29 protein-coding genes are annotated in these 26,340 nt (G+C 64.1%); 11 read left to right on the forward strand and 18 right to left on the reverse strand.

Annotated elements, in window-relative coordinates; all coding sequences use genetic code 11:
* Window positions 1–54: 54 nt before the first annotated feature.
* From clpA to AAFN55_RS14115, 4 genes are all read right to left on the reverse strand, one after another.
* Window positions 55–2,526, reverse strand: a complete 2,472-nt coding sequence (gene clpA, locus AAFN55_RS14100; protein ID WP_347799467.1) for an ATP-dependent Clp protease ATP-binding subunit ClpA — start codon at window positions 2,524–2,526, stop codon at window positions 55–57.
* An 8-nt stretch (window positions 2,527–2,534) separates the two neighbouring features.
* Window positions 2,535–2,882: an ATP-dependent Clp protease adapter ClpS gene (gene clpS, locus AAFN55_RS14105; RefSeq protein ID WP_347800263.1), complete on the reverse strand. Its 348-nt coding sequence runs from the start codon at window positions 2,880–2,882 to the stop codon at window positions 2,535–2,537.
* 250 nt (window positions 2,883–3,132) lie between these two features.
* On the reverse strand, window positions 3,133–3,462 hold the full coding sequence (locus AAFN55_RS14110; RefSeq protein WP_347799468.1) for a phasin family protein: 330 nt from the start codon (window positions 3,460–3,462) through the stop codon (window positions 3,133–3,135).
* A gap of 137 nt (window positions 3,463–3,599) precedes the next feature.
* Window positions 3,600–4,037, reverse strand: a complete 438-nt coding sequence (locus AAFN55_RS14115; RefSeq protein ID WP_347799469.1) for a VOC family protein — start codon at window positions 4,035–4,037, stop codon at window positions 3,600–3,602.
* Window positions 4,038–4,274: 237 nt separating this feature from the next.
* Between AAFN55_RS14115 and AAFN55_RS14120 the strand changes: the two genes are divergently transcribed.
* Window positions 4,275–5,603 (forward strand): D-alanyl-D-alanine carboxypeptidase, encoded by a 1,329-nt coding sequence (locus tag AAFN55_RS14120; protein WP_347799470.1) that lies wholly within the window; start codon window positions 4,275–4,277, stop codon window positions 5,601–5,603.
* Window positions 5,604–5,644: 41 nt separating this feature from the next.
* Here the strand turns inward: AAFN55_RS14120 and AAFN55_RS14125 are convergent, their stop codons facing one another.
* The 5 genes from AAFN55_RS14125 to AAFN55_RS14145 form a co-directional block, all read right to left on the reverse strand.
* Window positions 5,645–6,340: a DnaJ domain-containing protein gene (locus tag AAFN55_RS14125; RefSeq protein ID WP_347799471.1), complete on the reverse strand. Its 696-nt coding sequence runs from the start codon at window positions 6,338–6,340 to the stop codon at window positions 5,645–5,647.
* On the reverse strand, window positions 6,337–7,074 hold the full coding sequence (locus tag AAFN55_RS14130; protein WP_347799472.1) for a VWA domain-containing protein: 738 nt from the start codon (window positions 7,072–7,074) through the stop codon (window positions 6,337–6,339). The genes AAFN55_RS14125 and AAFN55_RS14130 overlap by 4 nt, the downstream gene beginning before the upstream one ends.
* 89 nt (window positions 7,075–7,163) lie before the next feature.
* Window positions 7,164–7,598 carry a DUF1489 family protein gene (locus AAFN55_RS14135; protein WP_347799473.1) on the reverse strand — a complete coding sequence of 145 codons (435 nt, stop codon included), beginning with the start codon at window positions 7,596–7,598 and terminating at the stop codon, window positions 7,164–7,166.
* A 79-nt stretch (window positions 7,599–7,677) separates the two neighbouring features.
* Window positions 7,678–9,084, reverse strand: coding sequence for an L-serine ammonia-lyase (locus tag AAFN55_RS14140; protein ID WP_347799474.1), 1,407 nt, complete (start codon window positions 9,082–9,084; stop codon window positions 7,678–7,680).
* A 163-nt stretch (window positions 9,085–9,247) separates the two neighbouring features.
* Window positions 9,248–9,376: a hypothetical protein gene (locus AAFN55_RS14145; protein ID WP_347799475.1), complete on the reverse strand. Its 129-nt coding sequence runs from the start codon at window positions 9,374–9,376 to the stop codon at window positions 9,248–9,250.
* Window positions 9,377–9,661: 285 nt separating this feature from the next.
* On the opposite strand from AAFN55_RS14145, the gene AAFN55_RS14150 reads away from it, so the two are divergent.
* Window positions 9,662–10,366, forward strand: coding sequence for a DUF599 family protein (locus tag AAFN55_RS14150; protein ID WP_347799476.1), 705 nt, complete (start codon window positions 9,662–9,664; stop codon window positions 10,364–10,366).
* Window positions 10,367–10,373: 7 nt separating this feature from the next.
* On the opposite strand, the gene AAFN55_RS14155 is transcribed toward AAFN55_RS14150, so the two are convergent.
* From AAFN55_RS14155 to gatC, 4 genes are read right to left on the reverse strand one after another with little or no spacing between them, the layout of a single operon-like run.
* Window positions 10,374–11,171 (reverse strand): YdcF family protein, encoded by a 798-nt coding sequence (locus AAFN55_RS14155; RefSeq protein WP_347799477.1) that lies wholly within the window; start codon window positions 11,169–11,171, stop codon window positions 10,374–10,376.
* A gap of 34 nt (window positions 11,172–11,205) precedes the next feature.
* Complete coding sequence (gene gatA / locus AAFN55_RS14160; protein ID WP_347799478.1) at window positions 11,206–12,687, reverse strand: Asp-tRNA(Asn)/Glu-tRNA(Gln) amidotransferase subunit GatA; 1,482 nt, start codon at window positions 12,685–12,687, stop codon at window positions 11,206–11,208.
* A gap of 18 nt (window positions 12,688–12,705) precedes the next feature.
* Window positions 12,706–13,200 (reverse strand): GNAT family N-acetyltransferase, encoded by a 495-nt coding sequence (locus AAFN55_RS14165; RefSeq protein ID WP_347799479.1) that lies wholly within the window; start codon window positions 13,198–13,200, stop codon window positions 12,706–12,708.
* Window positions 13,201–13,203: 3 nt separating this feature from the next.
* Entirely contained in the window at window positions 13,204–13,491 is a 288-nt protein-coding gene (gene gatC, locus AAFN55_RS14170; protein WP_347799480.1) for an Asp-tRNA(Asn)/Glu-tRNA(Gln) amidotransferase subunit GatC, read from the reverse strand.
* 135 nt (window positions 13,492–13,626) lie between these two features.
* On the opposite strand from gatC, the gene AAFN55_RS14175 reads away from it, so the two are divergent.
* The gene (locus tag AAFN55_RS14175) at window positions 13,627–13,914 is read left to right on the forward strand and encodes a type II toxin-antitoxin system VapB family antitoxin (protein ID WP_347799481.1); all 288 of its coding nucleotides are present in this window, start codon (window positions 13,627–13,629) and stop codon (window positions 13,912–13,914) included.
* A complete protein-coding gene (locus AAFN55_RS14180) occupies window positions 13,914–14,306 on the forward strand; it encodes a type II toxin-antitoxin system VapC family toxin (RefSeq protein ID WP_347799482.1) in 393 nt (130 codons plus the stop codon). The genes AAFN55_RS14175 and AAFN55_RS14180 overlap by 1 nt, the downstream gene beginning before the upstream one ends.
* A gap of 16 nt (window positions 14,307–14,322) precedes the next feature.
* Here the strand turns inward: AAFN55_RS14180 and AAFN55_RS14185 are convergent, their stop codons facing one another.
* Complete coding sequence (locus AAFN55_RS14185; RefSeq protein ID WP_347799483.1) at window positions 14,323–15,030, reverse strand: metal-dependent hydrolase; 708 nt, start codon at window positions 15,028–15,030, stop codon at window positions 14,323–14,325.
* A gap of 74 nt (window positions 15,031–15,104) precedes the next feature.
* Here AAFN55_RS14185 and ruvX point away from each other — a divergent pair, with 74 nt between their 5' ends.
* A complete protein-coding gene (ruvX, locus tag AAFN55_RS14190; protein WP_347799484.1) occupies window positions 15,105–15,590 on the forward strand; it encodes a Holliday junction resolvase RuvX in 486 nt (161 codons plus the stop codon).
* Here ruvX and AAFN55_RS14195 read toward each other — a convergent pair.
* Entirely contained in the window at window positions 15,529–15,867 is a 339-nt protein-coding gene (locus AAFN55_RS14195) for a DUF6105 family protein (protein ID WP_347799485.1), read from the reverse strand. The two genes, ruvX and AAFN55_RS14195, sit on opposite strands and share 62 nt — an antisense overlap.
* Complete coding sequence (locus AAFN55_RS14200) at window positions 15,867–16,373, reverse strand: hypothetical protein (RefSeq protein WP_347799486.1); 507 nt, start codon at window positions 16,371–16,373, stop codon at window positions 15,867–15,869. Before AAFN55_RS14200 ends, AAFN55_RS14195 begins: the two co-directional genes overlap by 1 nt.
* Before the next feature lie 206 nt (window positions 16,374–16,579).
* On the opposite strand from AAFN55_RS14200, the gene AAFN55_RS14205 reads away from it, so the two are divergent.
* The gene (locus AAFN55_RS14205; RefSeq protein ID WP_347799487.1) at window positions 16,580–17,518 is read left to right on the forward strand and encodes an AEC family transporter; all 939 of its coding nucleotides are present in this window, start codon (window positions 16,580–16,582) and stop codon (window positions 17,516–17,518) included.
* On the opposite strand, the gene AAFN55_RS14210 is transcribed toward AAFN55_RS14205, so the two are convergent.
* Entirely contained in the window at window positions 17,500–19,128 is a 1,629-nt protein-coding gene (locus tag AAFN55_RS14210) for an acyl-CoA dehydrogenase family protein (protein ID WP_347799488.1), read from the reverse strand. The genes AAFN55_RS14205 and AAFN55_RS14210 overlap by 19 nt on opposite strands.
* A gap of 141 nt (window positions 19,129–19,269) precedes the next feature.
* Between AAFN55_RS14210 and AAFN55_RS14215 the strand changes: the two genes are divergently transcribed.
* Genes AAFN55_RS14215 through dprA form a run of 4 tightly spaced genes read left to right on the forward strand, consistent with a single transcriptional unit; the run spans window position 19,270 to window position 23,258 of the window.
* Window positions 19,270–20,235, forward strand: coding sequence for an aspartate carbamoyltransferase catalytic subunit (locus AAFN55_RS14215; protein WP_347799489.1), 966 nt, complete (start codon window positions 19,270–19,272; stop codon window positions 20,233–20,235).
* The gene (locus tag AAFN55_RS14220; RefSeq protein ID WP_347799490.1) at window positions 20,232–21,518 is read left to right on the forward strand and encodes a dihydroorotase; all 1,287 of its coding nucleotides are present in this window, start codon (window positions 20,232–20,234) and stop codon (window positions 21,516–21,518) included. Before AAFN55_RS14215 ends, AAFN55_RS14220 begins: the two co-directional genes overlap by 4 nt.
* A gap of 31 nt (window positions 21,519–21,549) precedes the next feature.
* Window positions 21,550–22,134, forward strand: a complete 585-nt coding sequence (gene plsY / locus AAFN55_RS14225) for a glycerol-3-phosphate 1-O-acyltransferase PlsY (protein ID WP_347799491.1) — start codon at window positions 21,550–21,552, stop codon at window positions 22,132–22,134.
* Complete coding sequence (gene dprA, locus AAFN55_RS14230) at window positions 22,131–23,258, forward strand: DNA-processing protein DprA (protein ID WP_347799492.1); 1,128 nt, start codon at window positions 22,131–22,133, stop codon at window positions 23,256–23,258. Before plsY ends, dprA begins: the two co-directional genes overlap by 4 nt.
* Here the strand turns inward: dprA and AAFN55_RS14235 are convergent.
* On the reverse strand, window positions 23,181–23,423 hold the full coding sequence (locus AAFN55_RS14235) for a hypothetical protein (RefSeq protein WP_347799493.1): 243 nt from the start codon (window positions 23,421–23,423) through the stop codon (window positions 23,181–23,183). The genes dprA and AAFN55_RS14235 overlap by 78 nt on opposite strands.
* Before the next feature lie 283 nt (window positions 23,424–23,706).
* On the opposite strand from AAFN55_RS14235, the gene topA reads away from it, so the two are divergent.
* Entirely contained in the window at window positions 23,707–26,340 is a 2,634-nt protein-coding gene (gene topA, locus AAFN55_RS14240; RefSeq protein WP_347799494.1) for a type I DNA topoisomerase, read from the forward strand.

Consider the following 26,340-nt stretch of genomic DNA (forward strand, 5'->3'; position numbering starts at 1 on the left):
AAAAAGCGGCGCGGGCGTATCCTGGGATACGCCCGCGCCGCCTGGTTCAATGCGCTATTTGCGCGGCAGTTGTGGCACGATGCTGCGCTTGGGCGGCTGCTTGCCCTTGGGCTCGGCCTTCGCCTTCGGCGCTGCGGGTGCAGCCTTCGCAGCCGGCTTTTTCACAGCCTTGCGCTTGACCGGAGGGCGGTCTTCCGGGTCTTCCTTCTTCGGCTTGACCGGCACTTCGTCGGCCAGAGCCTCAAGCTTCAGGTCGTCGATGCCCGCATCGTTCTTCTCGACCGAGACGCGCACCGTCCCGCCCTTGCGAAGCTTGCCGAAAAGCACCTCGTCAGCCAGCGGCTTCTTGATGTGCTCCTGGATGACGCGGCTGAGCGGCCGCGCGCCCATGCGCTCGTCATAGCCCTTGTCGGCAAGCCAGCCGACCGCTTCAGGCGTCAGGTCGAACGTGACCCGGCGCTCGGCAAGCTGGGCTTCCAACTGCATGACGAACTTCTGCACGACCTGATGGATGACCGGCACCGGCAACGAGCCGAACGGGATGATCGCATCGAGACGGTTGCGGAACTCCGGCGTGAACAGCCGGTTGATCGCTTCCATGTCGTCGCTGTCGCGCTTGGACGAGCCGAAGCCGATCGCGGCCTTGGCGAGATCGGCCGCGCCCGCATTCGTGGTCATGATGAGGATCACGTTGCGGAAGTCGATCTGCTTGCCGTTGTGGTCCGTCAGCTTGCCGTGATCCATGACCTGCAACAGGATGTTGAACAGATCGGGATGCGCCTTCTCGATCTCGTCGAGCAGGAGCACGCAGTGCGGATGCTGGTCGACGCCGTCGGTCAGCAGGCCGCCCTGGTCGAAACCGACATAGCCGGGAGGCGCGCCGATCAGACGCGAGACCGTGTGGCGTTCCATATACTCCGACATGTCGAAGCGGATGAGTTCCACACCCAGCGAACTCGCGAGCTGCTTGGCGACTTCCGTCTTGCCGACGCCGGTGGGGCCTGAGAACAGGTAGGAGCCGATCGGCTTTTCCGGTTCGCGCAAGCCCGCCCGCGCCAGCTTGATGGCCGACGACAGGGCCGTGATGGCCGTGTCCTGGCCATAGACGACGCGCTTGAGCTCGGCTTCGAGGCCGGCCAGCACCTTTTCGTCATCCGCCGACACCGTCTTCGGCGGGATGCGGGCCATGGTCGCGATCGTCGCCTCGATTTCGCGGATCGAGATCGTCTTCTTGCGCTTGTTCTCCGGCAGCAGCATCTGCGACGCACCCGTCTCGTCGATCACGTCGATCGCCTTGTCGGGCAGCTTGCGGTCGTTGATGTAGCGCGACGACAGCTCCACCGCGGCCTTGATGGCCTCGTTGGTGTACTTGACCTTGTGGAACTCCTCGAAATACGGCTTCAGGCCCTTCATGATCGAGATCGCGTCCTCGACCGTCGGCTCGTTCACGTCGATCTTCTGGAAGCGGCGCACGAGCGCGCGATCCTTCTCGAAGAACTGGCGGAACTCCTTGTAGGTCGTGGAGCCGATGCAACGGATCGCACCAGACGACAGCGCCGGCTTCAGGAGGTTCGACGCGTCCATCGCGCCGCCCGACGTCGCGCCCGCACCGATCACGGTGTGGATCTCGTCGATGAACAGCACGGCGCCCGGATAATCCTCGAGTTCCTTCACGACCTGCTTCAGCCGCTCCTCGAAATCGCCGCGATAGCGTGTGCCGGCAAGCAGCGTGCCCATGTCGAGCGCGAAGATCGTCGCGTCCTCGAGCACCTCTGGAACGTCGCCTTCGACGATGCGCTTGGCGAGCCCTTCCGCGATCGCCGTCTTGCCGACGCCGGGATCACCCACATAGAGCGGATTGTTCTTCGAGCGGCGGCAGAGAACCTGAATGGTGCGATTGATCTCGGTCTCGCGGCCGATCAGGGGATCGATCTTGCCGGCGCGCGCCTTGTTGTTGAGGTTGACGCAATAGGCCGTCAGCGCATCCTGCTGCTTCTTCTTGCCCGGCTCCTCGCCCTCGACGCCGGACGGACCGCTCGTCTGGTCCTCGTCGGCACCGCGCGGCGCGCGCGCTTCGCCCGAACCCGGCCGCTTCGCGATCCCGTGGCTGATGTAGTTGACCGCGTCGTAGCGGGTCATCTGCTGTTCCTGCAGGAAGTAGGCCGCGTGGCTTTCGCGTTCCGCGAAGATCGCCACGAGCACGTTGGCGCCCGAGACTTCCTCGCGGCCCGACGACTGGACGTGGATCACCGCGCGCTGGATGACGCGCTGGAAACCGGCGGTCGGCTTGGAATCCTCGTCGTAGCCCGTGACGAGGTTGTCGAGTTCGGTATCGATATAGGAAAGCACTGTCTGCTTGAGGTCGTCGAGATTGACGTTGCAGGCGCGCATCACGGCTGCGGCGTCGGTGTCGTCGAGGAGAGCGAGCAGGAGGTGTTCGAGCGTCGCGTATTCGTGGTGACGCTCATTTGCAAAGGTGAGCGCCTGATGCAGCGCCCGTTCGAGGCCTTGCGAGAAAGCCGGCATTCAGAACCTCATTTCTTTTCCATCACGCATTGCAGCGGATGCTGGTGCTGTCGGGCGAAGTCCATGACTTGCGTCACTTTGGTCTCGGCCACTTCATATGTATAGACCCCACACTCGCCGACCCCATGATTGTGAACATGAAGCATGATGCGGGTCGCCGCCTCGCGGTCCTTCTGGAAAAACCGTTCCAGTATATGGACCACGAATTCCATCGGCGTGTAGTCGTCATTCAGGATGAGGACGCGGTATTGGGACGGCTTCTTCGTCTTCGGTTTGGTTCGCGTGATGACCGCCGTGCCGCGACCGGTGCCTTTACCGTCGTCGTCGGCCTGCATCGTGGTCACGAACCCCAGCATGGATCGCCCGCCGTTCGTCACAATTTCCTTCCCTTCGCCCGTGCCTGGTCCAAGGCACGACATGTAGGCACTCGTCATGGAATTTTAAGGCCTTCTTTCTTGCTGACAATATGGCTTGGAGCTACGCGGCGGCAAGTCTCGCCGTAGACCGCCGGTCTGGTGTCGTGCTTACGGCAAAAACCCGGCTGCGCAAGCGCAGCCGGGCCAATGGCAGGCAAATCGCCTGCAATCCGATAATCGCTGGGGCCGATTACTTGGCCTTGGCGACAGCCGTCTCGAAAGGCTTGTAAGCCTCCTTGGCCATCTCGGCGTAAAGCTCGCCCATGCGAGTCGCCTGCGCGACGAAGCCTTCATAGGCCTGCTTCGCGTAGTCAGCCTGCACTTCGACGGCCTTGTCGAGCGACTTGGCCGAGGTCAGCTTCTCGAAAGCGGCGGTGCCGTTCTCGAACGCCTTCTTGGAATATTCGGTCGCCTCGACGGTAATCGCCTGCACGTTCTTCGAGAGCGAGGCAAAGCTCTTGAGACCGGTGTCCATGGCTTCCTTGCCAGACTTGCTGGCGTCTTCGAACGACTGCATCATCGTCGTGTCTCCTTCATGAGTGGCGCGCCCTAAAGTGCGTTGTAACTCATTTATGTTGCACTGCACAAAAAGTCAATGGCAGGGCTTTTTGGAAACGGAAAAGGGTTTCCCGGGCGCCGCTTGTCCTCGCATTCTGCTCAACCGAGTTCCTGGGCCAGTCCGATAAGCAGCCCTTCAGGTCCCCGGATGTAGCAGAGCCGATACGCATCTTTGTACTGGACGACTTCGCCTACGAGCTGTGCGCCGCGCGTGCGGAGCCGTTCAAGCGTGTCGTCGATGTCGTCGACGGTGAACATGACGCGGAGGTAGCCCAGCGCGTTGACCGGGGCGTTCCGGTGATCTGCGACGACGGGCGGCCTGATGAAGCGGGAGAGTTCGAGGCGGCTATGGCCGTCCGGCGTGCGCATCATGGCAATCTCGACATGCTGATCACCGAGGCCAGTGACACGCCCGGCCCACTCTCCCTCGATCGTAGCCTGCCCTTCCAGCTCGAGGCCGAGTTCGCGAAAGAAATCAATCGTCCCTTCGAGGTCTTCGACGACAATTCCCACATTGTCCATCCGCTTGAGCGCCATGACCGATCTCCGCGTTACGATCCGTAAAGGTTAATGCAAATAGTCCTCTAAAGCGCCTGAAAACGTCAACGCTCCGGTTACCATAAACGGATTGGTAACAGCCTCGCCCGTAGTGTCCGAACTGCGGCTTGGGGAATCGGGGCCGTATCTCTGACACTGTAAAAAGCATCAAAGGGTATCATTGTGCGTTGGGCGTTGGCAGGCTTTCCCTCACAGATTTCACACCTCCGCAGGATCGTGGCGCTGCTCATCGCAGCCACGGTCGTCATGGCCGGAGCGACCGGACAGGCAGCGGCCAATCCGCGCTACGCCGCCTATGTCATGGATGCGAATACGGGCCAGGTCCTGTTTTCCCGCAACGGTGACGCGAAGCGGTATCCCGCCTCGCTGACCAAGATGATGACGACCTACATGCTGTTCGAGGCGATGGAGTCGGGCCGGATATCTGCATCGACCCAGATCCCGATCTCGGCGAAGGCAGCGGCGGAGCCCCCGACGAAAATCGGCCTGAAGGCCGGCTCCAGCATTTCCGTCGACAACGCGATCAAGGCGCTCGTGACGCGCAGCGCCAACGACATCGCGACTGCCGTCGGCGAGATGCTGGGCGGCTCCGAGCAGGCGTTCGCACGCATGATGACCGCCAAGGCGCGGCAGCTCGGAATGAACTCGACGCAGTTCCGCAACGCGCATGGCCTGCCCAACGCCGATCAATATACGACGGCTCGCGACATGGCGATTCTCGGAATCGCGCTGCGCGAGCACTTCCCGAAGCAGTATTCGTACTTCTCGACGCGCTCCTTCAAGTTCGGCAAGAACACGATCACCACGCACAACCGCATGCTGTCGCGCGTCAAGGGCGTCGATGGCATCAAGACCGGTTACATCCGCGCATCCGGCTTCAACGTCGTGACGTCGATCCAGGACAATGGCCGCAGCGTCGTCGCCGTCGTCATGGGCGGTCAGTCCGGCCGCAGCCGCGACGACCACATGACCGCCCTCCTCCAGGAATACCTGCCGAAGGCGTCGCGCGGCGGCGGTGCGAACCTCGTCGCCTCCCGCAGGCTGACGCCGGGAACACCGGCTGCCGTCGCCGGCGCGTTCTCGCTGCCCAACACCAACATTCCGACGCCTGATTTCCGTCCCGGCGCCGACATCGACGTGCAGGTGGCCGCTTATGCCAACGAGCAGGCAGGCCTGCGCGTGACGCCTCAGATGCCTGTGCCATCGGCGCCAGTCCCGACTGCCCAGAGCGAAACGATCGCCGCGGTGCAGCAGCAGGCGGCATCCATCGACCCGGTGCAGACGTCATCGACGCGCCCGACCGGCTGGGCCGTGCAGATCGCATCCTCGCCGTCGGAAAACGAAGCGCTTGCAGCGTTGGAGCGTATCGGCGCCCGCGCGCCCAACGCAGTCGGCTCCGCGACCGCCTTCACCGAGACCTACAACAACAAGGGCACGACCTATTACCGCGCCCGGTTCGGCGGCTATGCCTCGAAGGATCAGGCATGGAACGCCTGCAATGCACTGAAGCGCAGCAAGATCGACTGCTACGCAGTCCAGCTTTGAGCGCTTCCGGCCGCTTCCCGTCTTGTATCGCGTAAAGGGGACTAGCGTTGATTAGAGAGCAGAATTTCCTTGGCTTCGTTGATCCTCGCCGCAAGGAAAGAGGTACCGCCGAGGTCGGGGTGCAGGCGCTGCATCAGGCGGCGGTGCGCCTTGCGGATATCCGCCGTGCTGGCTCCCGCTTCAAGACCAAGGACCTTGTAGGCTTCCTCCTTGGACATGGCGCCAGAAGCTGGCGCGCGACCCTCCCCGTCGCCCATATTCGGCTTCGCGTGCTCACGCCAGACGGGAAATCTGCTGTCAAGATAGGTCTCGAGTAACCGGGTGCTCTCCGAATCGGACGCGAGCGCGCGTCCGAGTTCGAGAAGTTGCTCCAGCCCGAGCTGGCCGAGTTGCTCCCCCTCATGGGGTCCCGCAAGCACCACGCCCTCCAGACCGCCACTATCGTGGTCGAGTTCCATTTCCAGCGCCGCGGTCCTGACGGACGATCGTTTGCCGGGCGTCGGACGAGCAGCCAGACGGCGGCGGCCCGACACATACCAGGCAAGCGCGCCCGACAGCATCATGCCGCCCAGGCCCGCACGCCCGAGCAAAAGCATGCCGGCTCCCACCGCGCCGAGCGCGAATGGGCCGACGAGCCTGAGGCTGGCGGCAATCCGTGCTGCGTCGAACCGCAAGAACACGGCTCCCGCAAGCAGCACCAGCAAGAAGACGGCAGCGCCGTAGCCAAGCACCGTCATCCGCGTCCGCCGGCCCTCAGATGTTCGATCATCAGCCGGTCCTCCGCCCGTCCCCGCGCCTCCAGCGCCGCAAGCCCGCCCGACGCGAAGACCGCGACGGCGGATAAAAGCTTCGACAGCGTCTGCGCGGAATTGCCGTCGAAGCGGAACCAGGCGCCCTTGGAAAGCCGGGCAATCTCCTTGAAGGCGGTCTCGGCGACCGGATCATGCCCTTCCTGGAAGGCGAAGATCGGCACCCCGCGAAGCCCGAGCTTCGCTGCCTTGTCGGCCAGATCGTCGACGGCCTCTTCCATCGCATCGCCGATATAGACGAGCGCGTTCACCGTCCCGCGATCGCCTTCCTTGAGCGCGTGAGCCAAGACCTTGCCGATCTGCGTATGCCCGCCGCGACAGTCGATCCTGGTCATCAAATCCTTGAGCGACCGCGTATCGCTCACGAAGCGCGACGCGCGGCATTCGCCGTAGCCGCGGAAATAGACGAGCTGCACATCGAGACCATCGGCTTTGCCGACCGCATCGAACATCTCCGCCTGGAGCTTGCAGGCGAGATCCCATGTGGGTTGACGGCTCATGGTGGCGTCGAGCGCCAGGATCAGCCGTCCCTTGCCGGTGGTCGAGCGTGTCGCAACGGCGCGCGCCTGTCGCACGAACGCGTCGATCGCGCTCGAGTCCGAGCGTTTTGCAACGCTGTCCTCGGCGCTCGGCACGCGCGTAGGGATTTTGTCTCCTGTCATGTCATGAACATGTGGCGCGAACGGCCCGCTTGCAAGGCCGCCGGATGTCAGCCCACACACGAAGCGGTGTTGATGCGGCCAACGCCAGCCTAAAGAAGCCCCAGCTCGGCCAGTTCGCGGCGGAGCGCCAGCGGCATCTCCTCGCCGGATTCCGCGCCGGCAAGATCGTTTGGAGCATCTGCCGCGGCCAGATAACGCCAGCCCTGGAACGGCCGGCGGGGTTGCCATTCGGTGCGGATCACGATCGGTTCCAGCACCAGCTTGCACCGGCCTATGCCCTCGGCGTCGATGAACGGCCGTATCTCGAGCAAGGTCTGGCGACACTGCACGCCGCCCTTGATAATCCAGTAGAGCGATCCGCCGTCGATCAACTCCTCGACCCGCTTCGGGGCCATGCGCGTCGTGTGGAAATGTTCGACGGGCGCGCCGGCGCGACGCTTCTCGTCGAGCTTGATGGCGATCCAGTCTTCCAGATCCTCGACGCTTTCGCAGCCGACGCAGAGTTTGAGAATGTTCAATGGCATTGCAGGACCATACAGGACCGCGTTGTCGGCATGAAGGCGGGAGGCCGCCTGTCCACAGGCACGAACCGCCGCGGGCCGGTCAGCACTCGACGACGTTGACCGCGAGACCACCGAGGCTGGTTTCCTTGTAGCGCTCGTTCATGTCGAGCCCGGTCTGGCGCATCGTCTCGATCGCGGCGTCGAGCGGCACGAAATGCGTGCCGTCGCCCTTGATCGCAAGCGAAGCGGCCGTCACCGCCTTGACCGCGCCAAGGGCGTTGCGCTCGATGCAGGGAACCTGAACCAGCCCGCCCACCGGATCGCACGTCATGCCGAGGTGATGTTCGAGCGCGATTTCGGCCGCATTCTCGACCTGCTCGGGCGAGCCGCCCATCACCGCGCAAAGGCCGGCCGCCGCCATGGCGGACGCCGACCCCACCTCGCCCTGGCAGCCCACTTCGGCGCCCGAAATCGAGGCGTTGGTCTTGATGATGCCGCCGACGGCCGCCGCCGTCAGCAGGAAATCCCGAATCGATGCCTGATCGGCTTCCGGATGGAAATGCAGCCAGTAGCGCAGCACCGCAGGCAAGGTGCCTGCCGCGCCATTGGTCGGCGCGGTCACCACGCGGCCGCCGGCCGCATTCTCCTCATTGACCGCCATCGCGTAGATCGACAGCCAGTCATTGGCCAGAAGCGGGTTCGGCCTGTTGCGGCTCCATTCGTCCTGAAGCTTGTCGTGAAGCTGGCGCGCCCTGCGCTTGACCTTCAGCCCTCCGGGCATGATGCCGTCCTTGGACAGGCCGCGCTCGATGCAACCGAGCATGGCGTCCCAGATGCGGTCCAGTCCGGCATCCAAATCGTCGCGCGACATCCGCGTCTCTTCGTTCGCGCGCTTCATCTCCGCGATCGACAGGCCGCTTCGCGACGCCATCGCCAGCATTTCCTTGGCGTTCCTGAAGGGATGCGGCACGGCCTTTCCGGACGCGTCGCGTCGGGGTCCCTCGGCCTTGGAGCGCTGGAGTTCCTCGTCCGAGACGACGAAGCCGCCGCCGATCGAATAGTAGATCCGGCGCAAAAGCAGGCGATCATTCGCATCGAACGCCGAAAACGCCATGCCGTTGGCGTGGCCCGGCAGCGGCGTCTTCTTGTCGAGCACGAGGTCGGTGGCAGGGTCGAAACGATAGGATGGATGACCGGGCGGCGAAATACGTTTGCTCGCGCTCACTGCCGCCAGCACCGCGTCGGCGGCGTCTGGATCGACGGTGACCGGGCTGAGGCCGGTCAATCCAAGGATGACGGCGCGGTCGGTTCCGTGCCCCACGCCGGTGAAGGCGAGCGAGCCATGCAGGCTGACCGACAGCCGATCGATGGTCACACCGGCCGGGCGCGGCCAGTCGTCGCCCGCGATCTCATCGAGGAAACGCAGCGCCGCCGTCATCGGCCCCATCGTGTGCGACGACGATGGACCTATGCCGATCTTGAACAGATCGAATACCGACAAAAACATGCAATGGCGCTCCAGATGTTGATCGCGATGGTGCGCGGCTTTCAAGGGTTAAGGCAATAGGCCAGCCGACGTCCCCTGCTCCAGCTACGACATCGCTGGATCGCCAAAAGGAAAAGGCGCGGTTTGCGCCGCGCCTTTCAAGAAATTCGGACTGAAGCCGATATCAGCTTGCCGCAAGGACGGCAGCCGTCTCCGGTCCGCCGAAAAGCCACGCCAGCAGCATGATGCCAGCAATACCGATCACTGCCTTGGCGGTTACGCCCCAGCAGGATTTCTGAACGCTATCGTCCATTTTTTTCCTGTTATCCGTGAAAATGTGTCGTCCCGTATGCGGCTCGTTTCGCCGCGACGGCCCCATCCGTCTGGGAGCCTGATTAGCCGGTTGGCGGTCCTTTCGCAACGCAAAAGAGGCGAAAGCAAGGCGAGCTTTGCGGCACTGCACCGCCCAAAGCGAGACATGCGATTGCAAATCAGCCACTTAGCCCCGACGACGATATTTCCACATTATCAATTGCTGGGGCCAAATCAGGGCAACAAAGGTTCGGCCAGACGGACGTTCATCGACTATCATGCGAAGATGAGCCCCGATTCTCTTCCCGGCAGCCCGTCCGATATCGCAGCCGCGATCTTCTTCCTCGTCGGCTGGAGCCTGTTTGCCTATGGCGCGGAAGGCTATTTCAGCGCGCGCCCCACGCTCACCTCCGCGATGAACCGGCAGCGCGAGGCATGGATGCGCACGATGGCGCGGCGCGACCTGCGCATGGTCGATACGGGGATCATGAGCGGGCTGCAGCAAGGCACCGCGTTCTTCGCGTCGAGCTGCATCTTCGCGATCGGCGGCTGCTTCGCCCTTCTGGGCTCGGCAGACGCCGTGATGGAGGTTCTGGGCGACCTGCCGGCGACGAGCGTGGTCGCGCGCCCGGTCTTCGAGGCGAAGGTGCTCGGCCTCGTGGCGATCCTGTCCTATGCCTTCTTCAAGTTCGGCTGGGCGTACCGGCTCTTCAACTACTGCTCGATACTCATTGGGGCCGTGCCGATCCCGCGCCTGGACGGGGAGATCGATGCGGAGAGCGAGATCGCAGCCAGCCGCGCCTCACGCATGAACATCCTGGCCGGCAAGCACTTCGAATCGGGCCTGCGCGCCATCTTCTTCGCCATCGGTTATCTCGGATGGTTCATCGGCCCCTGGGTGTTCATGGCCACCACCGCCTTCGTGCTGGGCGTGCTCATTCGCCGCCAGTTCTTCTCGGCCGCGCGGAAGGCCGTCATGGGAGACCTGTAGCAGGCCGTCAGTCGCGCGTCGGGAAAATGCTGTCGATGCGACCGGTGGCGCGATAGGCCAAGAGCCCGACCCATTCGCGGATCGACATCGTCAGGTTCTGGAGCGAATCGGCGGTGTTGTCGCGGGCAAGCCCGAGCGGTTCGTTGCCGGCAGTTCGATAGTCGGACGGCCAGGGCGTGACGTCGAAGCCGGCCTTGCGAAACAGTCCGACCGAGCGCGGCATGTGAAACGCGGACGTCACGAGAAGCCAGGTCTCGCCGGGCTTCGGCTCGACCAGTTCGCGGCTGAACACGGCGTTTTCGTAGGTGTTGCGCGAGCGGTTCTCCAGAACGAGCCGGTCCTGCGCCACCCCGAGCGCCATCAGCAGGCGCGGCGCGGTGTCCGCATCGCCCTCGCCCTCAAGCACGAGCGTCCCGGTGCCGCCGGAGACGACGATGCGGGCTTGCGGATAGCGGCGCGCGAGGATCGCAGCCTCGACGTAGCGATCGCCGCCGGAGTTCAGTTCGTAGCCGCCACGGACGAGATTGACGCCGCCTTCGAAGCCGCCGCCGAGAACAATGACGCCCGCGACGTCAGCGGGCGCGGGCTCCGGGCGCTCGAAATGGTTCTCCAGCGGATGCATCATCACCGCACCCAGCGACGTCCACCCGCCAACGACGAGAACGAGAAACCCCGTGCCGGTCAGGAACAGCGCCAGCGTCCGCCGCTTGAACAGCGACGCGACGATGCCCAAGAAGAGCGTCAGCGCGATGATGTTGAGCGGCTGCGCGAATGTCCAGAATATCTTCGACAACAGGAAGAACATGGATCCCTCGCGTCAGGCTGGTCCAGTTCCGGCGCTACCACCACTTGGTGGGCGAGAACCGTCCTGCGGCCTCTTCGATGACGTGCGAGGCGCGGAACAGCGTCTCCTCGTCGAAAGGACGGCCAATGAGCTGAAGCCCGAGCGGCAGGCCGTTGGAATCGAGCCCCGCAGGCACCGAGATGCCCGGCAGGCCGGCCATGTTGACCGTCACCGTGAAGATGTCGTTCAGGTACATCTTGACCGGGTCGGCTGCCATGTCCTTGTCGGCGATACCGAAGGCGGCCGATGGCGTCGCGGGCGTCAGGATCGCATCGACGCCTGCGTGGAAGACGTCTTCAAAGTCCTTCTTGATCAGCGTGCGGACCTTCTGCGCCTGCACGTAATAGGCGTCGTAATAGCCGGCCGACAGCACATAGGTGCCGATCATGATGCGCCGCTTGACCTCGCGGCCGAAACCGGCGGCGCGGGTCTTCTCGTACATGTCGACGATGTCCTTGCCGGGAACGCGAAGCCCGTAACGCACGCCGTCATAGCGCGCGAGGTTGGACGAGGCTTCGGCGGGCGCGACGATGTAGTAGGCCGGCAGCGCATATTTCGTGTGCGGCAGCGAGATATCGACGATCTCGGCCCCGGCGTCCTTCAGCCAGGCGATGCCCTTCTGCCAGAGCGCCTCGATCTCGTCGGGCATTCCGTCGACGCGATACTCCTTCGGGATGCCGATCCGCATGCCCTTGACCGACTGGCCGAGCGACGCCTCGTAGTCGGGAACCGGGCGATCGACCGACGTCGTGTCCTTGGGATCGACGGACGCCATGGATTTCAGCATGATCGCCGCATCGCGCACGTCGCGCGTGATGGGCCCCGCCTGGTCCAGCGACGACGCGAACGCCACCACGCCCCAGCGCGAGCATCGGCCATAGGTCGGCTTGATGCCGACGGTTCCGGTGAAGGCTGCCGGCTGGCGGATCGAGCCGCCCGTGTCAGTCGCGGTCGCGGCAGCGCAGAGCCATGCCGACACCGAGGCGGCCGAGCCGCCCGAGGAGCCGCCGGGCACGAGATCGGCGTTGGAGCCGTTGGCGCGCCACGGGTTCTTGACCGGCCCGTAATAGCTCGTCTCATTGGACGACCCCATCGCGAACTCGTCCATGTTGAGCTTGCCGAGCATCACCGCGCCATCGGCCCAGAGGTTCGCGGTCACGGTCGATTCGTAGCGCGGCTTGAAACCGTCCAGCACGTGGCTGCACGCCTGCGTGTGCACGCCTTCGGTGCCAAACAAATCCTTGATGCCGAGCGGAATGCCTTCAAGCGCGCCACCCTCGCCGGACGCAAGCTTCGCGTCGGAGGCCTTGGCCATGTCGCGCGCCTTGTCATGCGTGACCGCTACATAGGCGTTGAACGTGCCGTTCGCCGCGTCGATCGCCGCCAGATAGGCGTCGGTCAGCTCGACGGCATTGATGTCCTTCGCACGCAGTTTGGCGCGGGCTTCGGCGATGGTGAGGTGCGTCAGGTTTGTCATCGTCTCGCTTCGTCGACGTCAGATGGATGTCGTTTCGGCCGGCTGCCGAACGAGCGTCTTTTTATAAAAGATCGAATAGGGGCTTTCGGGGTAATCGGCAAACGCGCCGCAGCGAACGAAGCCCGCGCGTTCATAGACGCGCTTTGCAGCGCCGAATCCGTCGCCTGTCTCGAGCGCCAGATGGCTGAGCCCGTCGGCGACGGCCCGAGCCTCGATCGCATCCAGAATGCTACCGGCAACGCCCATGCCCTGCGCGGCCGCCCGCACATACATGCGCTTGACCTCGCCATATCCTTGCGGATGACGGAGCAGCGCGCCGCATCCGATCGCAGCACCGTCGAGGCGCGCGACGAAGACGGTCGTCTCCGGTCCGGCCATCTCTTCGGCGGTCATGCGAAAATTGAACTCTTCGGGCGTGTCGGGAGACTGCGCGTCCATGGCGTCGTTCAGGTCAGCGACCAGCAGACGCACATCATCCTGCAGCGGTGTCTCGACGGCGACGACGAGGGCCATCGCCTACTCCACCACCTTCGGCACGAGGAAGAAATTCTCGTCGGTGGAGGGTGCATTCGCGACGATGTCGGCAGCCTTGTCGCCGTCCGTCACGATATCCTGCCGCTTCTTCATCTCCATCGGAATCACCGACGTCATGGGTTCGACACCGGTGACATCGACCTCTCCCAGTTGCTCGACAAACCCCAGAATGGTGTTCAGCTCGCCGGTCATGCGCCCTGCCTCATCCTCGGTGACCGCGATGCGGGCGAGCCGGGCGACGCGCTTGACGGTGTCTATATCGACAGACATGGGAGGCTCCGCTGAAGCTGGAAAGACAACAGATCGCGCTATAGCCGCGCGGCCCGCGCCGCGCAACAGGTGCAAGCCATGTGTGCGCCAACACGCGACGCCTCTCGACGCGTCATGACAGCGGTGGTATTTGTAATGACAACCGAGGTCTATGCCATGAATCTCCAGATCAGGGACGCACGTGCGAGGCAACTTGCCGAAGAACTCGCCAAGCGGCGCGGCACGACGATGACGGAAGCCGTGATCGGGGCACTGGAGGGCGAACTTCAACGCACGCCGCCGGTATCCGGCCAAGACTCCGAAAAAGAATTCTCGGAGCATGTGAATCGCATCTATTCGATCATCGACGGCTTTACGAAAGGCCGCAAGCCGGGCCGGGACATGACCAAGGCCGAGATCGACGCCATGTGGGGCCACGAGTGATGTTCATCGACACGTCGGCAATCATCTCCATTGTATGCCGCGAGGACGATCATATCGAACTGCTCCGGCGGGCAAGGGAAACGCCCCGCATCGTAACGAGCGGCCTCGTCTTGCTGGAAAGCACGATGCGTCTGTCAACCATATTCAAGCAGGAGCCGGCCCGGTCGATGAAAGCCGTCTTGGACCTTCTGTCCGAACTTGGCTCTGACATCATCGCAATAGACCGTACGGACGGCGAAGAAGCTGTAACCGCTTTCGCACGATACGGTAAGGGTCGCGGTCACCCTGCGCAACTGAACCTTGCCGACTGTCTTTCCTACGCCTGCGCGAAAAACAGAAACGTTCCGCTGCTCTACAAGGGCGACGACTTCGCGCAGATCGATCTGGCCTGAGCCACCCCGCCCGGCCTTACACCTCGAACGCTTCCCCCGGCTTTGGCGTAACCACCGTGGTCCTGCCTCCATCCATCGCGTCCACGAACTTCTGCGCCGATTGCTCGATGAGCGGGAACGTTCCGAAGTGGCATGGCACCACCGTCTCGAACTGGAAGAAGCGCTGGCAGGCAAGTGCCGCGACCGCGCCACCCATGGTGAACCGGTCGCCGACGGGCACCAGCCCGACGTCGGGTTGGTGAAGTTCGTTGATCAGCGCCATATCGGAAAAAATGTCGGTGTCGCCCATGTGATAGAGCGTCTTGTCGTCGGGAAAGTGCAGCACGAGCCCGTTCGGATTGCCGAGATAGACGTTAACGCCGCCTTCGCGGCTGAACGACGACGAGTGGATCGCATTGACGAATGTCGTGGTGAACCCGCCACAATCGACCGTCCCGCCGTGACTGCCCGGATTGACCTTGCTCTCGTCCGCCCCCTGCCCGACCAGATATTCGTAGATCTCGAAGTTCGACACGAGCATCGCGCCCGTCTTTTTCAGGATGGCGAGCGTGTCGCCGATGTGATCGTTATGGCCGTGGGTCAAAAGCACATGCGTGACGCCTTCGGCGGCTTCTTCCCAGCCCTTGTTCCAGGTCGGATTGCCGGTCAGGAACGGGTCGATGAGGATGGTCGCGCCACCAGCCTCGACGCGAAAGGCTGAATGTCCGTACCAGGTCAGTTTCATGGCGTTGCTCCTCGCTTTCATGGCGGGCAGAAGATAGAAGCGGACACAGCCAAGTCAAACCCGGAGCGCGGATTTTGGGCGTTGTCGACATCTCATCCCTACCCGCATTGCTGGCGCCCGGCTCCGTGCTGGCCGGCATCGATCTGGGCACCAAGACGATCGGGCTGGCGATCTCGGATGCGCGGCTGTCGTTTGCACATCCGCGAACGGTGATCACCCGCACGAAGTTCACGGCCGACGCAAAGGCGCTCCTCGATGCGCTTTCGGGTCAGGCGGTCGCGGCGATCGTCATCGGCCTGCCGGTGAACATGGATGGCTCGGAGGGGCCGCGCGTCCAGGCGACGCGCGCCTTCGTGCGAAACATGGAGCGGCTGACCGACCTGCCCTTCGTCTATTGGGACGAGCGGCTGTCGACCGTCGCGGCGGAACGTGCGCTCATATCGATGGACGTGTCGCGCAAGAAGCGTGGCGAGCGTATCGATTCGGCGGCGGCCGCCTTCATTCTGCAGGGGGCACTCGACCGGCTTCGCTCACTGCGAATGGCGTCTGACCGCCCATAGCAAAGCGCCGGTCGCGCCACCACGCGGCGATTTCGCGGCGCTTGCGGAAGGCGAAGATCGCGAAGATCAGGCCGGTATCGACAATGCAGGCGCGCAGCACGAGCGGCGGGATCGTGGCCGGGTCGATGCCCAGAATGTTCGCGTAGAAGCCGAAGGCGTAGTCGTGCACGGAGCGCGTCAGGAACGGCATGCCGAAGCTCATGTCGTGATAGGACAAGAGATACCAGCCCCAGAAGAAGCCCATAGGCAGCGCCCAGAATAGCAGAATGTACCGCATCAGGCGTCGCTCTCCAGCGCGTCAGGGCCCCGCCGAGAGAGCCGCGTTAGCATTGACCCGTGGGCTGCCCCGGCGGCAAGCCGTCGCGCCACGATGTTCGAGTAATCGATTTCGGCGGGCTTGCGTTCCGCAGCCGCTTCCTCGAACCGCACAACCAGATAGGTCGCACCGAGGGCAGCGACCTGCATTGCCGGTCCTGCAAGCGCCGGATCACCTCCGGACGCCATATTCATCGCCGCCGAAACGGTCGTCATGACCGCTGCGGCGGACACCGCGATTCGTGCGACGTCACCGGCATCGGACAACGACGCCGATGCCCGCCCCCAGGCGCTGAGAGCAGCCCACAGGAAGAGCACCGAGACCAGCATGCAGCCAAGCGATAATCCAGCGGAAACAACGCTTTGAGCGACGGTATCACCCGCCACGGCACTCGTCTTCGCCAGCGACTGAAGCCCGAAGACGACGGTCCAGTGGACGGAAAGACAGGTGATGAGGAGTCTGTGCATGCGGGCCCTTCTCGATTGATGCGAGAGTGGACGGCCACAGCTTTAACGGCAACGGAAACCATTCGTTAAGGTTAACGGGAAGTCGCGGCTTTGGGGACAACTCTCGCCCGTAGGCCAAGCCGCGCCGGCAGAGCTGACATCACTTTACTTTACACTCCGGCCGATGCCGCCTATGCGGGGCGATCATTCCCGCAGACAAGCCAGCAATGCTCGCGATCTTTGAAAGCATCTTGCCGATCTTCCTTCTGATCGGCGTCGGGATCGCGCTCCGCAGGTCTCCAATAATCGCCGAGGCCGCGTGGCCGGGCATGGAGCAGCTCGCCTACTGGTTTCTCTACCCGTCGCTTCTGTTCGTCACGATCTACAATGCCAGCTTTTCCGGGCTCCAGATCGACGCGATGCTCGCAGCCCTGCTGATCGCCATCGCGGCGATGGCGGTTCTGGCGCTCGCCTTGTGGCCGGTTCTGGATCGCCTCGGATTGGTGACGGGCCGCGAATACTCGTCGGTGTTCCAGACCTCGATTCGCTGGAACGGCTTTATCGCGCTGCCGATCGCCCAGAAAATCTTTCCGCCCGAGGGGGCGGCGGTCGTGGCGCTGGTGATGGCCGTGATCATCGTGCCCATCAACATCGCATCGGTCTTCGTGGTGATGCGGTTCGCCAACCGAGAAGTCGGGTTTGCGAAGACGCTGGCGCGCGTCGCCCTCAACCCGCTGATCATCGCGTCGCTGCTCGCAATCGTGCTGCGCTTCTCGCCCCTGCCGCTCTATGAGCCGGTCAACGAAACGCTGCGCCTCGTGGGCAATGCGGCGCTCGGCCTTGGCCTCTTGGCGATCGGATCCGGCCTGCGGCTGGGCGATCTCGCCTCCGTGCGCTTCGCGGTCTGGCTGCCGGTGGTGCTAAAGCTGATCGTCTTTCCGATCGTGCTGATCGGATTGTCGCTCGCCTTCGGGATCAGGGGACCGCAACTCGTCTATCTCGCGCTCTGCGGCGCAGTACCGACCGCGATGAACGGCTATCTGCTGGCCCGCCAGCTTGGCGGCGACGCCGAGCTCTATGCGGCGGTAACGACGTTGCAGACGGCGCTGTCCTTCTTCACCATTCCAGTCGCGCTGGCGATCGCCCTTCAGTTGAGCTCGGGGTAAAGCGTGTCGATGATGACGCGGGCATCGTGGCGCGCGTCGAGCATGCCGTAGGTTGCACGCCATTGGCCGGCGAGACGCGATTCGATGAAGGCGTCGGCGATCTGCCCTGCCCCCATGCGACGCAGTTCGGCTGCGGCGGCCGAGATCGCCAGTTGCTCGGTCAGGATCCGGGCAGACCCCTCGTCGGAGCTTGCGACCTGCATGGCCGCGCGGAGCACCCCGACCGTGCCCTTGCCGGCGGGTCCCAGATCGCGGGCGATACCGGCCAGAACCTCGTCGAAGAGTTGCGGCGCGCGCTGGAGCACGCGAAGCACATCAAGTGCCATGACATTGCCCGAGCCTTCCCAGATCGCATTGACGGGGGCTTCGCGATAGTAGCGGGCGAGCGGCGCTTCCTCGACATAGCCATTGCCGCCCATGCACTCCATCGCCTCATAGAGGAGTGCTGGCGCGATCTTGCAGACCCAGTATTTGACGACCGGGGTCATGGCGCGCGCGAAGGCAGCTTCGCTCGGATTGTTGGCGGCCTCGTCGAAGGACCGCGCAAGCCGCATCGACAAGGCGGTCGCGCCGGCGACATCAAGCGCCATGTCGGCCAGAACACGCTGCATCAGCGGTTGATCGAAGAGCGGTCCGCCGAAGGCACGCCGGTGACGGGTATGGTGGACGGCTTCGGCAAGCCCGGCGCGCATGATGCCGGAATTGGCGACGGCGCAATCGAGCCGCGTCAGCGTCACCATGTCCATGATCGTCTTCACGCCCTGCCCCGGCTCACCGACCATTTCGCCCAGCGCACCGGTGAATTCGACCTCGGAGGACGCGTTGGAGCGGTTGCCGAGCTTGTCCTTCAGGCGCTGGAACCGCAGCGCGTTGTCGCGGCCGTCGCCCAATATGCGCGGCACGAGGAAGCAGGACAGGCCGTCATTGGCATGGGCGAGCATGAGGAACGCGTCCGACATCGGCGCGGACATGAACCATTTGTGACCGGTCAGGCGATAAAAACCGCCATTCATGCGCTCGGCGCGCGTCGTGTTCGCCCGGACGTCCGTTCCGCCCTGCTTCTCGGTCATGCCCATGCCCAGCGTCAGGCCGGTCTTCTCGACCGGAGGCTTCTGGCTCTGATCGTATTTGCGGGTGGTGACGCGCGGCGCCCATTCCCGGAAGAGTTTGGGGCTCGCCATCAGCGCGGCCAGCGAGGCGCTGGTCATGGTGATCGGGCACAGATGGCCGCATTCGAGCTGCGCGGTCATGTAGAATCGCGCGGCGCGCACCTGATGGCGGCGCGACGCCTCGTTCGGGCTGTTCTCCCAGATCGAGGAATGGAGCCCGATCGCCACCGACCGCCGCATCAAGGCGTGGTAGGCGGGATGAAACTCCACGAGATCGATGCGCCGGCCCTGCCGGTCATGCGTTCGCAGCTTCGGCGTTTCGACATTGGCAAGCCGCGCCATCTCGCCCGCCTCGACGGACCTGACATAGCGGCCGAGTTGATCGAGTTCGCGCCGCACCGGGTCCGAGAACCCTTCCGCGAGTTGCACCAGGAGCGGATCGGCCCGCCAGGCGCTCGTCCCGGACAATGGCGGGCTCTGGTTCAGGACCTCATGCGTCAAGTCGAAACTCCGGAATGCGTCGAGTCATGGTCGAATGTTACAGTTACAGGCAAAGCTGTCGTCTTTGCGAGGGAAAATCCGGTGGAAGGCCGGCGAGGCGCTTGCGGGGTGGCGGCGGCTTGCCTATAGCACGGCTCTGATATGACAGAGCGCCCAGACCTTCCGCTTTATCCGCATCGCCACCTGCTTGGCGTCAAGGGCCTTTTCCCCCAGGACATCGAACTTCTTCTCGATCGCGCCGATGCGGCAGTCGCCATATCGCGCCAGTCTGAAAAGAAGACGTCGACCCTGCGCGGCCGCACGCAGATCAATCTGTTCTACGAATCGTCGACACGCACGCAGGCTTCGTTCGAGCTCGCGGGCAAACGTCTCGGCGCCGACGTCATGAACATGTCGGTCGCGTCGTCTTCGGTAAAAAAGGGCGAGACGCTGGTCGATACGGCCATGACCCTCAACGCGATGAGACCCGACATCCTCATCATCCGCCATTCGGCCGCGGGCGCGGCCGCCCTTCTGGCACAGAAGGTCGGCTGTTCGGTGGTCAATGCCGGCGACGGCGCGCATGAACACCCGACGCAGGCGCTTCTCGATGCGCTGACCATCCGCCGCGCCAAGGGCAGGATCGCGCACCTGACCGTCGCGATCTGCGGCGACGTGCTGCACTCGCGCGTGGCGCGCTCCAACATCCTGCTCCTGAATGCGATGGGCGCGCGCGTTCGCGTCGTCGCGCCGTCGACATTGCTACCCTCGGGCATCGCCGAGATGGGCGTCGAAGTGTTCACGACGATGAAGGAAGGGCTCAAGGGGGCCGACGTCGTGATGATGCTGCGCCTGCAGCGCGAGCGCATGGCGGGCGCGTTCGTGCCCTCGATACGCGAATATTTCCGCTATTTCGGGCTCGATTCGGAGAAGCTGAAGGCCGCGAAGGACGACGCGCTGGTGATGCATCCCGGCCCGATGAACCGCGGGGTCGAGATCGCGTCCGAGATCGCGGACGGGCCGCAGAGCGTGATCCAGGAACAGGTCGAGATGGGCGTCGCGGTCCGAATGGCCGTCATGGAGGCGCTGCTCGATCCGCGCCGCAATCCCGAAGGGGTGGCGGCATGAGCGTCACGGTTTTCGAAAACGCACGCATCGTCGATCCGTCGCGCGGCCTCGATGAAGTCGGCACCGTCATCGTCGATGGCCGAAAAATCGCAGCCAGCGGCGCATCCGCCCGCAACCAGGGCGCGCCCGAAGGCGCTGCCGTCGTGGATTGCAGCGGAAAGGCGATTCTGCCGGGCCTGATCGACGCACGCGTCCATGTCGGTGAACCCGGCGCCGAGCACCGCGAAACGATCGCATCGGCAAGCGTCGCTGCCGCTGTCGGCGGCGTCACCTCGTTCCTGATGATGCCGGACACCGATCCCGTCATCGACGATGTCGCGCTGGTGGAGTTCGTGCTGCGCACGGCGCGCGACACGGCATCCGTCAACGTGTTCCCGACAGCCGCCATCACCAAGCGGCTGGAAGGCCGCGAGATGACCGGGTTCGGCCTGCTGCGCGAAGCCGGCGCGGTCGCCTTCACCGAAGGCCGCCACACCATCGCCAACGCACAGATGATGCGCCGGGCGCTGACCTATGCGCGCGATTTCGACGCCATCATCGACCATGAGACGCAGGATCCCGAGCTCGCGTCGTCGGGCGTGATGAACGAGGGCCTCTATGCAAGCTGGCTCGGCCTGCCCGGCATTCCGCGCGAGGCGGAGGCGATTCCGCTCGAACGCGACCTGATGCTGGCCCGCCTGACGCGCGGACGCTATCACGCGGCAAAGATATCGACCGCGATGGCGGCGTCCGCCGTCGCGCGGGCAAAGACCGACGGCGCGCGCGTCACGTCCGGCGCGTCCATCGCCAGCCTGTCGCTCAACGAGCACGACGTCGGCGAATACCGAACCTTCTTTCGCCTGTCGCCGCCGCTGCGCGCCGAGGATGACCGCCTCGCCATGGTCGAGGCGTTGCGCGACGGAACGATCGACGTCCTCGTGTCCTCGCACGACCCGCAGGACGTCGATACCAAGCGGCTGCCTTTCGCCGACGCCGCGTCGGGCGCCATCGGCCTCGAAACGCTCCTGTCGGCGGCGCTGCGCCTTCATCACAATGGCGACGTGCCGCTGCTGCGGCTGATCGAGACGCTCTCGACGGCACCCGCAAAGCTCTACGGCCTGCCGGGTGGCACGCTGAAACCCGGCGCATCCGCCGATCTGATCGTCGTCGATCTCGACGAACCCTGGGTCGTGCGCGAGGCGGATATCAAATCGCGATCCAAGAATACCTGCTTCGAGGGCGCGCGGTTGCAGGGCAAGGTCTTGCAAACTCTGGTGGCAGGCCGCACAGTTTACGCGGCCTGACGGGGGCCGTTCATCGGGGAGGAATGCCGCCATGACGGCCATCATCATCGCGCTCGCATTCGGCTATCTTCTCGGCTCCATTCCCTTCGGTTTCCTGCTCACCCGCGCGGCGGGCCTCGGCGACGTCCGCACGATCGGCTCCGGCAATATCGGCGCGACCAACGTGCTGCGCACCGGAAACAAGGGGCTGGCGGCCCTGACGCTCCTGCTCGATGCGTTGAAGGGCACCGCAGCGGTGCTGATCGCGTCGCGATACGGCATCGAACTCGGGATCGCGGCCGGCTTTGCCGCATTCCTCGGCCATCTGTTTCCTGTGTGGCTCGGCTTCAAGGGTGGCAAGGGCGTGGCGACGTATCTGGGCGTTCTCGTCGCCTTCGCATGGCAGGCAGCGCTGGTGTTCGCCGTCATCTGGCTCGCCGTGGCGGCCCTCACCCGCTACTCATCGCTGGCGGCACTGATAGCGGCGATAGCCGTCCCGATCACACTCTATCTCTTCGGCCTCGTCGATTATGCGATCGTGCTGGCGCTGATGACCGTGCTCGTCTTCGTCAAGCATCGGGCCAACATCTCCCGCCTCATGGATGGCACGGAATCGAAGGTCGGGGCCAAGGGATGACGGCGTCGGGCCCGACGCTCAGTGATCGCCAGCGCCTGAACTGGCTTCGGCTCATCCGCACCGACAATGTCGGCCCGGCAACGTTTCGCGATCTCATCAACCGCTTCGGTTCCGCGGAAACCGCGATCGAAGCGCTCCCGGAACTGGCGTCGAGCGGCGGCGCCGGACGCATGCTTCGAGTGCCATCTCTCGCGGATGTCGAGCGCGAAGCCGCCGCCGCTGCGGCCTTCGGCGCGCGTTTCGTCGCCATCGGCGAGCCCGACTATCCGCCGATGCTGCGCCGCATGGACGTGCCGCCGCCGATCGTCGCGCTCAAGGGCTCCCCCGCCGTGTTCCGGCTGCCGACGATCGCGATCGTGGGCGCGCGCAACGCCTCGGTCGCTGGCATCCGCTTTGCCCGCATGCTGGCCTCGGAGTTCGGGGCCGAAGGCTATGCGGTCGTCTCCGGGCTTGCGCGCGGCATCGACGCGGCCGCCCATTCCGGCAGTCTCGATACGGGAACGATCGCCGTGCTCGCGGGTGGGCTCGACAAGCCCTACCCGCCGGAAAACCTGGGGCTTTGCACGCAGATCGCATCGCGCGGCGCGCTGATTTCGGAAATGCCCTTCGGTTGGGAACCACGCGCCCGCGATTTCCCACGGCGAAACCGGCTCGTGGCCGGTCTCGGGCTCGGCCTTCTGGTGATCGAGGCCGCGAACCGGTCCGGCTCGCTGATCTCGGCGCGTCTGGCAAACGAGATGGGTCGGGTCGTTTTCGCGGTGCCGGGTTCCCCCCTCGATCCGCGCTCCGCGGGGGCCAATGCTCTCATCAAGGACGGCGCCACGCTCGTCACCGAGGCGCGGGACGTACTCGATGTGCTGGCTCCGATATCGGGAATTGCGACACCGCCCGCCCTGCCGCTGGAGGAAACCCCGGATTTCGGCGCGACGCCGCCGCCCGAGGAGAGCGATCGCGGCCGCGTGCTGGAGGCGCTGGGTCCGGTGCCGACCCATGTGGACGAAATCATCCGGCACACCGATCTGCACCCTGCTCAGGTGTTCATGATTCTACTGGAACTTGATCTTGCGGGCAGATTGGAGAGGCATGCCGGCGGCACGGTTTCGCTGCTCGTCCTGGATGCGTAGCGGGCGCTCGCCGCGGATGATGTCGCTCGCCTCGACATAGGCCATCTCGATGAGATAGGCGAGCATGTCGCAACGCTCGGCCTCGGCCATCGTCCTCATCTGACCCAGCATCGACTGCATATAGTCCAGTGTCTCGGTGCGTCGTCTATTCGCATTCTGTCCCACTTCGAGCTCCATGGATCGTGGGCTGAAAGATCAAGCCGAACCGGTTGCAACCACCCTCATGTAGACAACCCAAGCGTTAATTAGAGGCTACGCACTTTAGCAAGGATTGCAACAGCAACCAGATCGCGCGAAAGTTGCATTCACGCTGCCTTCACGCTCGCTGCGCTTGCAAATCACAACGGGGCCCTTGACCGAACTGCAAAGCGCGGCCATGTGACGGGCTGTTTTAAGAACATCATTTGCGGCGCGATTGCCTGATGCGCCGGGGGAAGTACGCCAGCCAATGGACGTCGTCGTCGTCGAATCGCCTGCCAAGGCCAAGACAATCAACAAATATCTGGGATCCAACTATACGGTCCTGGCGTCGTTCGGCCATGTCCGCGACCTGCCCGCGAAAAATGGGTCCGTGCGTCCGGAGGAAGACTTCGCCATGTCGTGGGAGGTCGATGGTCCATCCGCCAAGCGGCTTGGCGACATCGTCAAGGCGCTGAAGGATGCCGACGGCCTTATCCTCGCGACCGACCCGGATCGCGAAGGCGAAGCGATCTCGTGGCACGTCCTCGAGGTGTTGCGCCAGAAGAAGGCGATCAAGGACAAGCCCGTCCAGCGCGTAGTGTTCAACGCGATCACCAAGCAGTCGGTGCTCGACGCGATGGCCAATCCGCGCGAGATCGACGTTCCGCTGGTCGACGCCTATCTGGCGCGCCGTGCGCTCGACTATCTCGTCGGCTTCACGCTGTCGCCCGTCCTGTGGCGCAAGCTGCCCGGCGCCCGGTCCGCCGGCCGCGTGCAGTCTGTGGCGCTGAGGCTGGTCTGCGACCGCGAATCCGAGATCGAGCGCTTCATCCGCGAGGAATACTGGCAGGTCGCGGCACAGCTCGCGACGCCGCGCGCCGAGGATTTCGAAAGCCGGCTGACTGCCTTCGACGGACAGAAGCTGCAAAAACTCGACATCAGGAACGCCGAACAGGCGGCCGACATCAAGACGATGCTCGAGGGAGCGACGTTCAAGGCCGCGTCTGTCGAGGCCAAGCCGACGAAGCGCAACCCGTTTGCGCCATTCACGACGTCGACGCTCCAGCAGGCCGCGTCGTCGCAACTCGGTTTCTCCGCATCGCGCACCATGCAGGTGGCGCAACGCCTCTATGAAGGCATCGACATCGGCGGCGAGACGACCGGCCTGATCACCTATATGCGTACCGACGGCGTGCAGATGGCGCCGGAAGCGGTCACCGCTGCCAGGTCGGCGATCGGCGGCGAGTTCGGCGATCGTTATCTGCCGGAAAAGCCCCGCTATTATTCGTCCAAGGCCAAGAACGCACAGGAAGCGCACGAGGCTGTCCGGCCGACCGACTTCCTGCGCAAGCCCGCCGACGTCCGCCGCTATCTTGATGCGGATCAGGCGCGTCTCTACGAAATCATCTGGAAACGCGCGATCGCCAGCCAGATGAACCCGGCCGAGATCGAACGTACGACCGTCGAGATCGAGGCGGTCAACGGCACGCGCACCGCATCGCTGCGCGCTGTCGGCTCAGTGGTCCGTTTCGACGGCTTCCTCGCGGCCTATACGGAACAGAAGGACGAGGATTCGGAAGACGAGGAAAGCCGTCGCCTGCCTCTGATCAATGCCGGCGAGACGCTCGCGCGCAAGTCCGTCACCGCGACCCAGCATTCGACCGAACCGCCGCCGCGCTATTCGGAAGCCTCGCTCATCAAGAAGATGGAAGAACTCGGCATCGGCCGGCCGTCGACCTATGCCGCGACGCTGAAGACGCTCGAGGACCGCGACTACGTCACGATCGACAAGCGTCGTCTCGTGCCGCAGGCCAAGGGCCGGCTCGTGACCGCCTTCCTGGAAAACTTCTTCGACCGCTATGTGGAGTACGATTTCACCGCGGCACTCGAGGAAAAACTCGACCAGATTTCGGACGGCAAGCTTGCCTGGAAGGACGTTCTTCGGGACTTCTGGAAGGAATTCTCCGGCCATGTCGACGAAACCAAGGAACTGCGCGTCACCGACGTTCTGGACGCGCTGAACGAAGCGCTTGCGCCGCTGGTGTTCCCGGCGCGCGAAGATGGCTCGAACCCGCGCATCTGCCCGAAATGCGGCACCGGCAACCTCTCGCTGAAGCTCGGCAAGTTCGGCGCCTTCGTCGGCTGCTCGAACTATCCCGAATGCGGCTTCACCCGCCAGCTCGGCGAGGCGTTGAATGCCAATGGCGAGGGGGCAAGCGGCGCGGATGGCGACCGCCTGCTCGGCAAGGATCCGTATACGAGCGAAGATATCGTCCTGAAGAGTGGACGTTTCGGGCCCTACGTCCAGCGCGGCGAAGGCAAGGAGGCCAAGCGCTCAAGCCTGCCCAAGGGCTGGACGCCCGATACGATGGACCACGAAAAGGCGCTGGCGCTGCTTTCGCTGCCGCGCGATGTCGGCAAGCATCCCGAAACCGCCAAGATGATTTCGGCCGGCCTCGGCCGCTACGGTCCGTTCGTTCTGCATGACGGCACCTACGCCAATCTGGAATCGATCGAGGACGTGTTTTCGATCGGCCTCAACCGTGCCGTCACCGTCATCGCGGAGAAGAAATCGAAATTCGCCGACGGCAAGGGACGTGCGGCACCCGCTGCCCTCAAGGATCTGGGCGACCACCCCGATGGCGGTGGCAAGATCACCGTGCGCGACGGGCGCTATGGCGCTTACGTCAACTGGGGCAAGGTCAACGCGACGCTGCCAAACGGCAAGGACCCGCAAACGGTCAGTGTCGAGGAAGCGCTGGAGCTGATCGCCGCCAAGGCCGGTAAATCGGGTGGCAAGAAGACCGCGGCGCCGAAGACGAAGGCTGCCGCCAAGAAGCCTGCAGCAAAGAAGGCTCCGGCCAAGAAGCCCGCGAAGAAGGCGGCGAGCAAGAAGGAATAG

It is taken from the genome of Mesorhizobium sp. CAU 1732, assembly GCF_039888675.1.
Lineage (GTDB): Bacteria > Pseudomonadota > Alphaproteobacteria > Rhizobiales > Rhizobiaceae > Aerobium.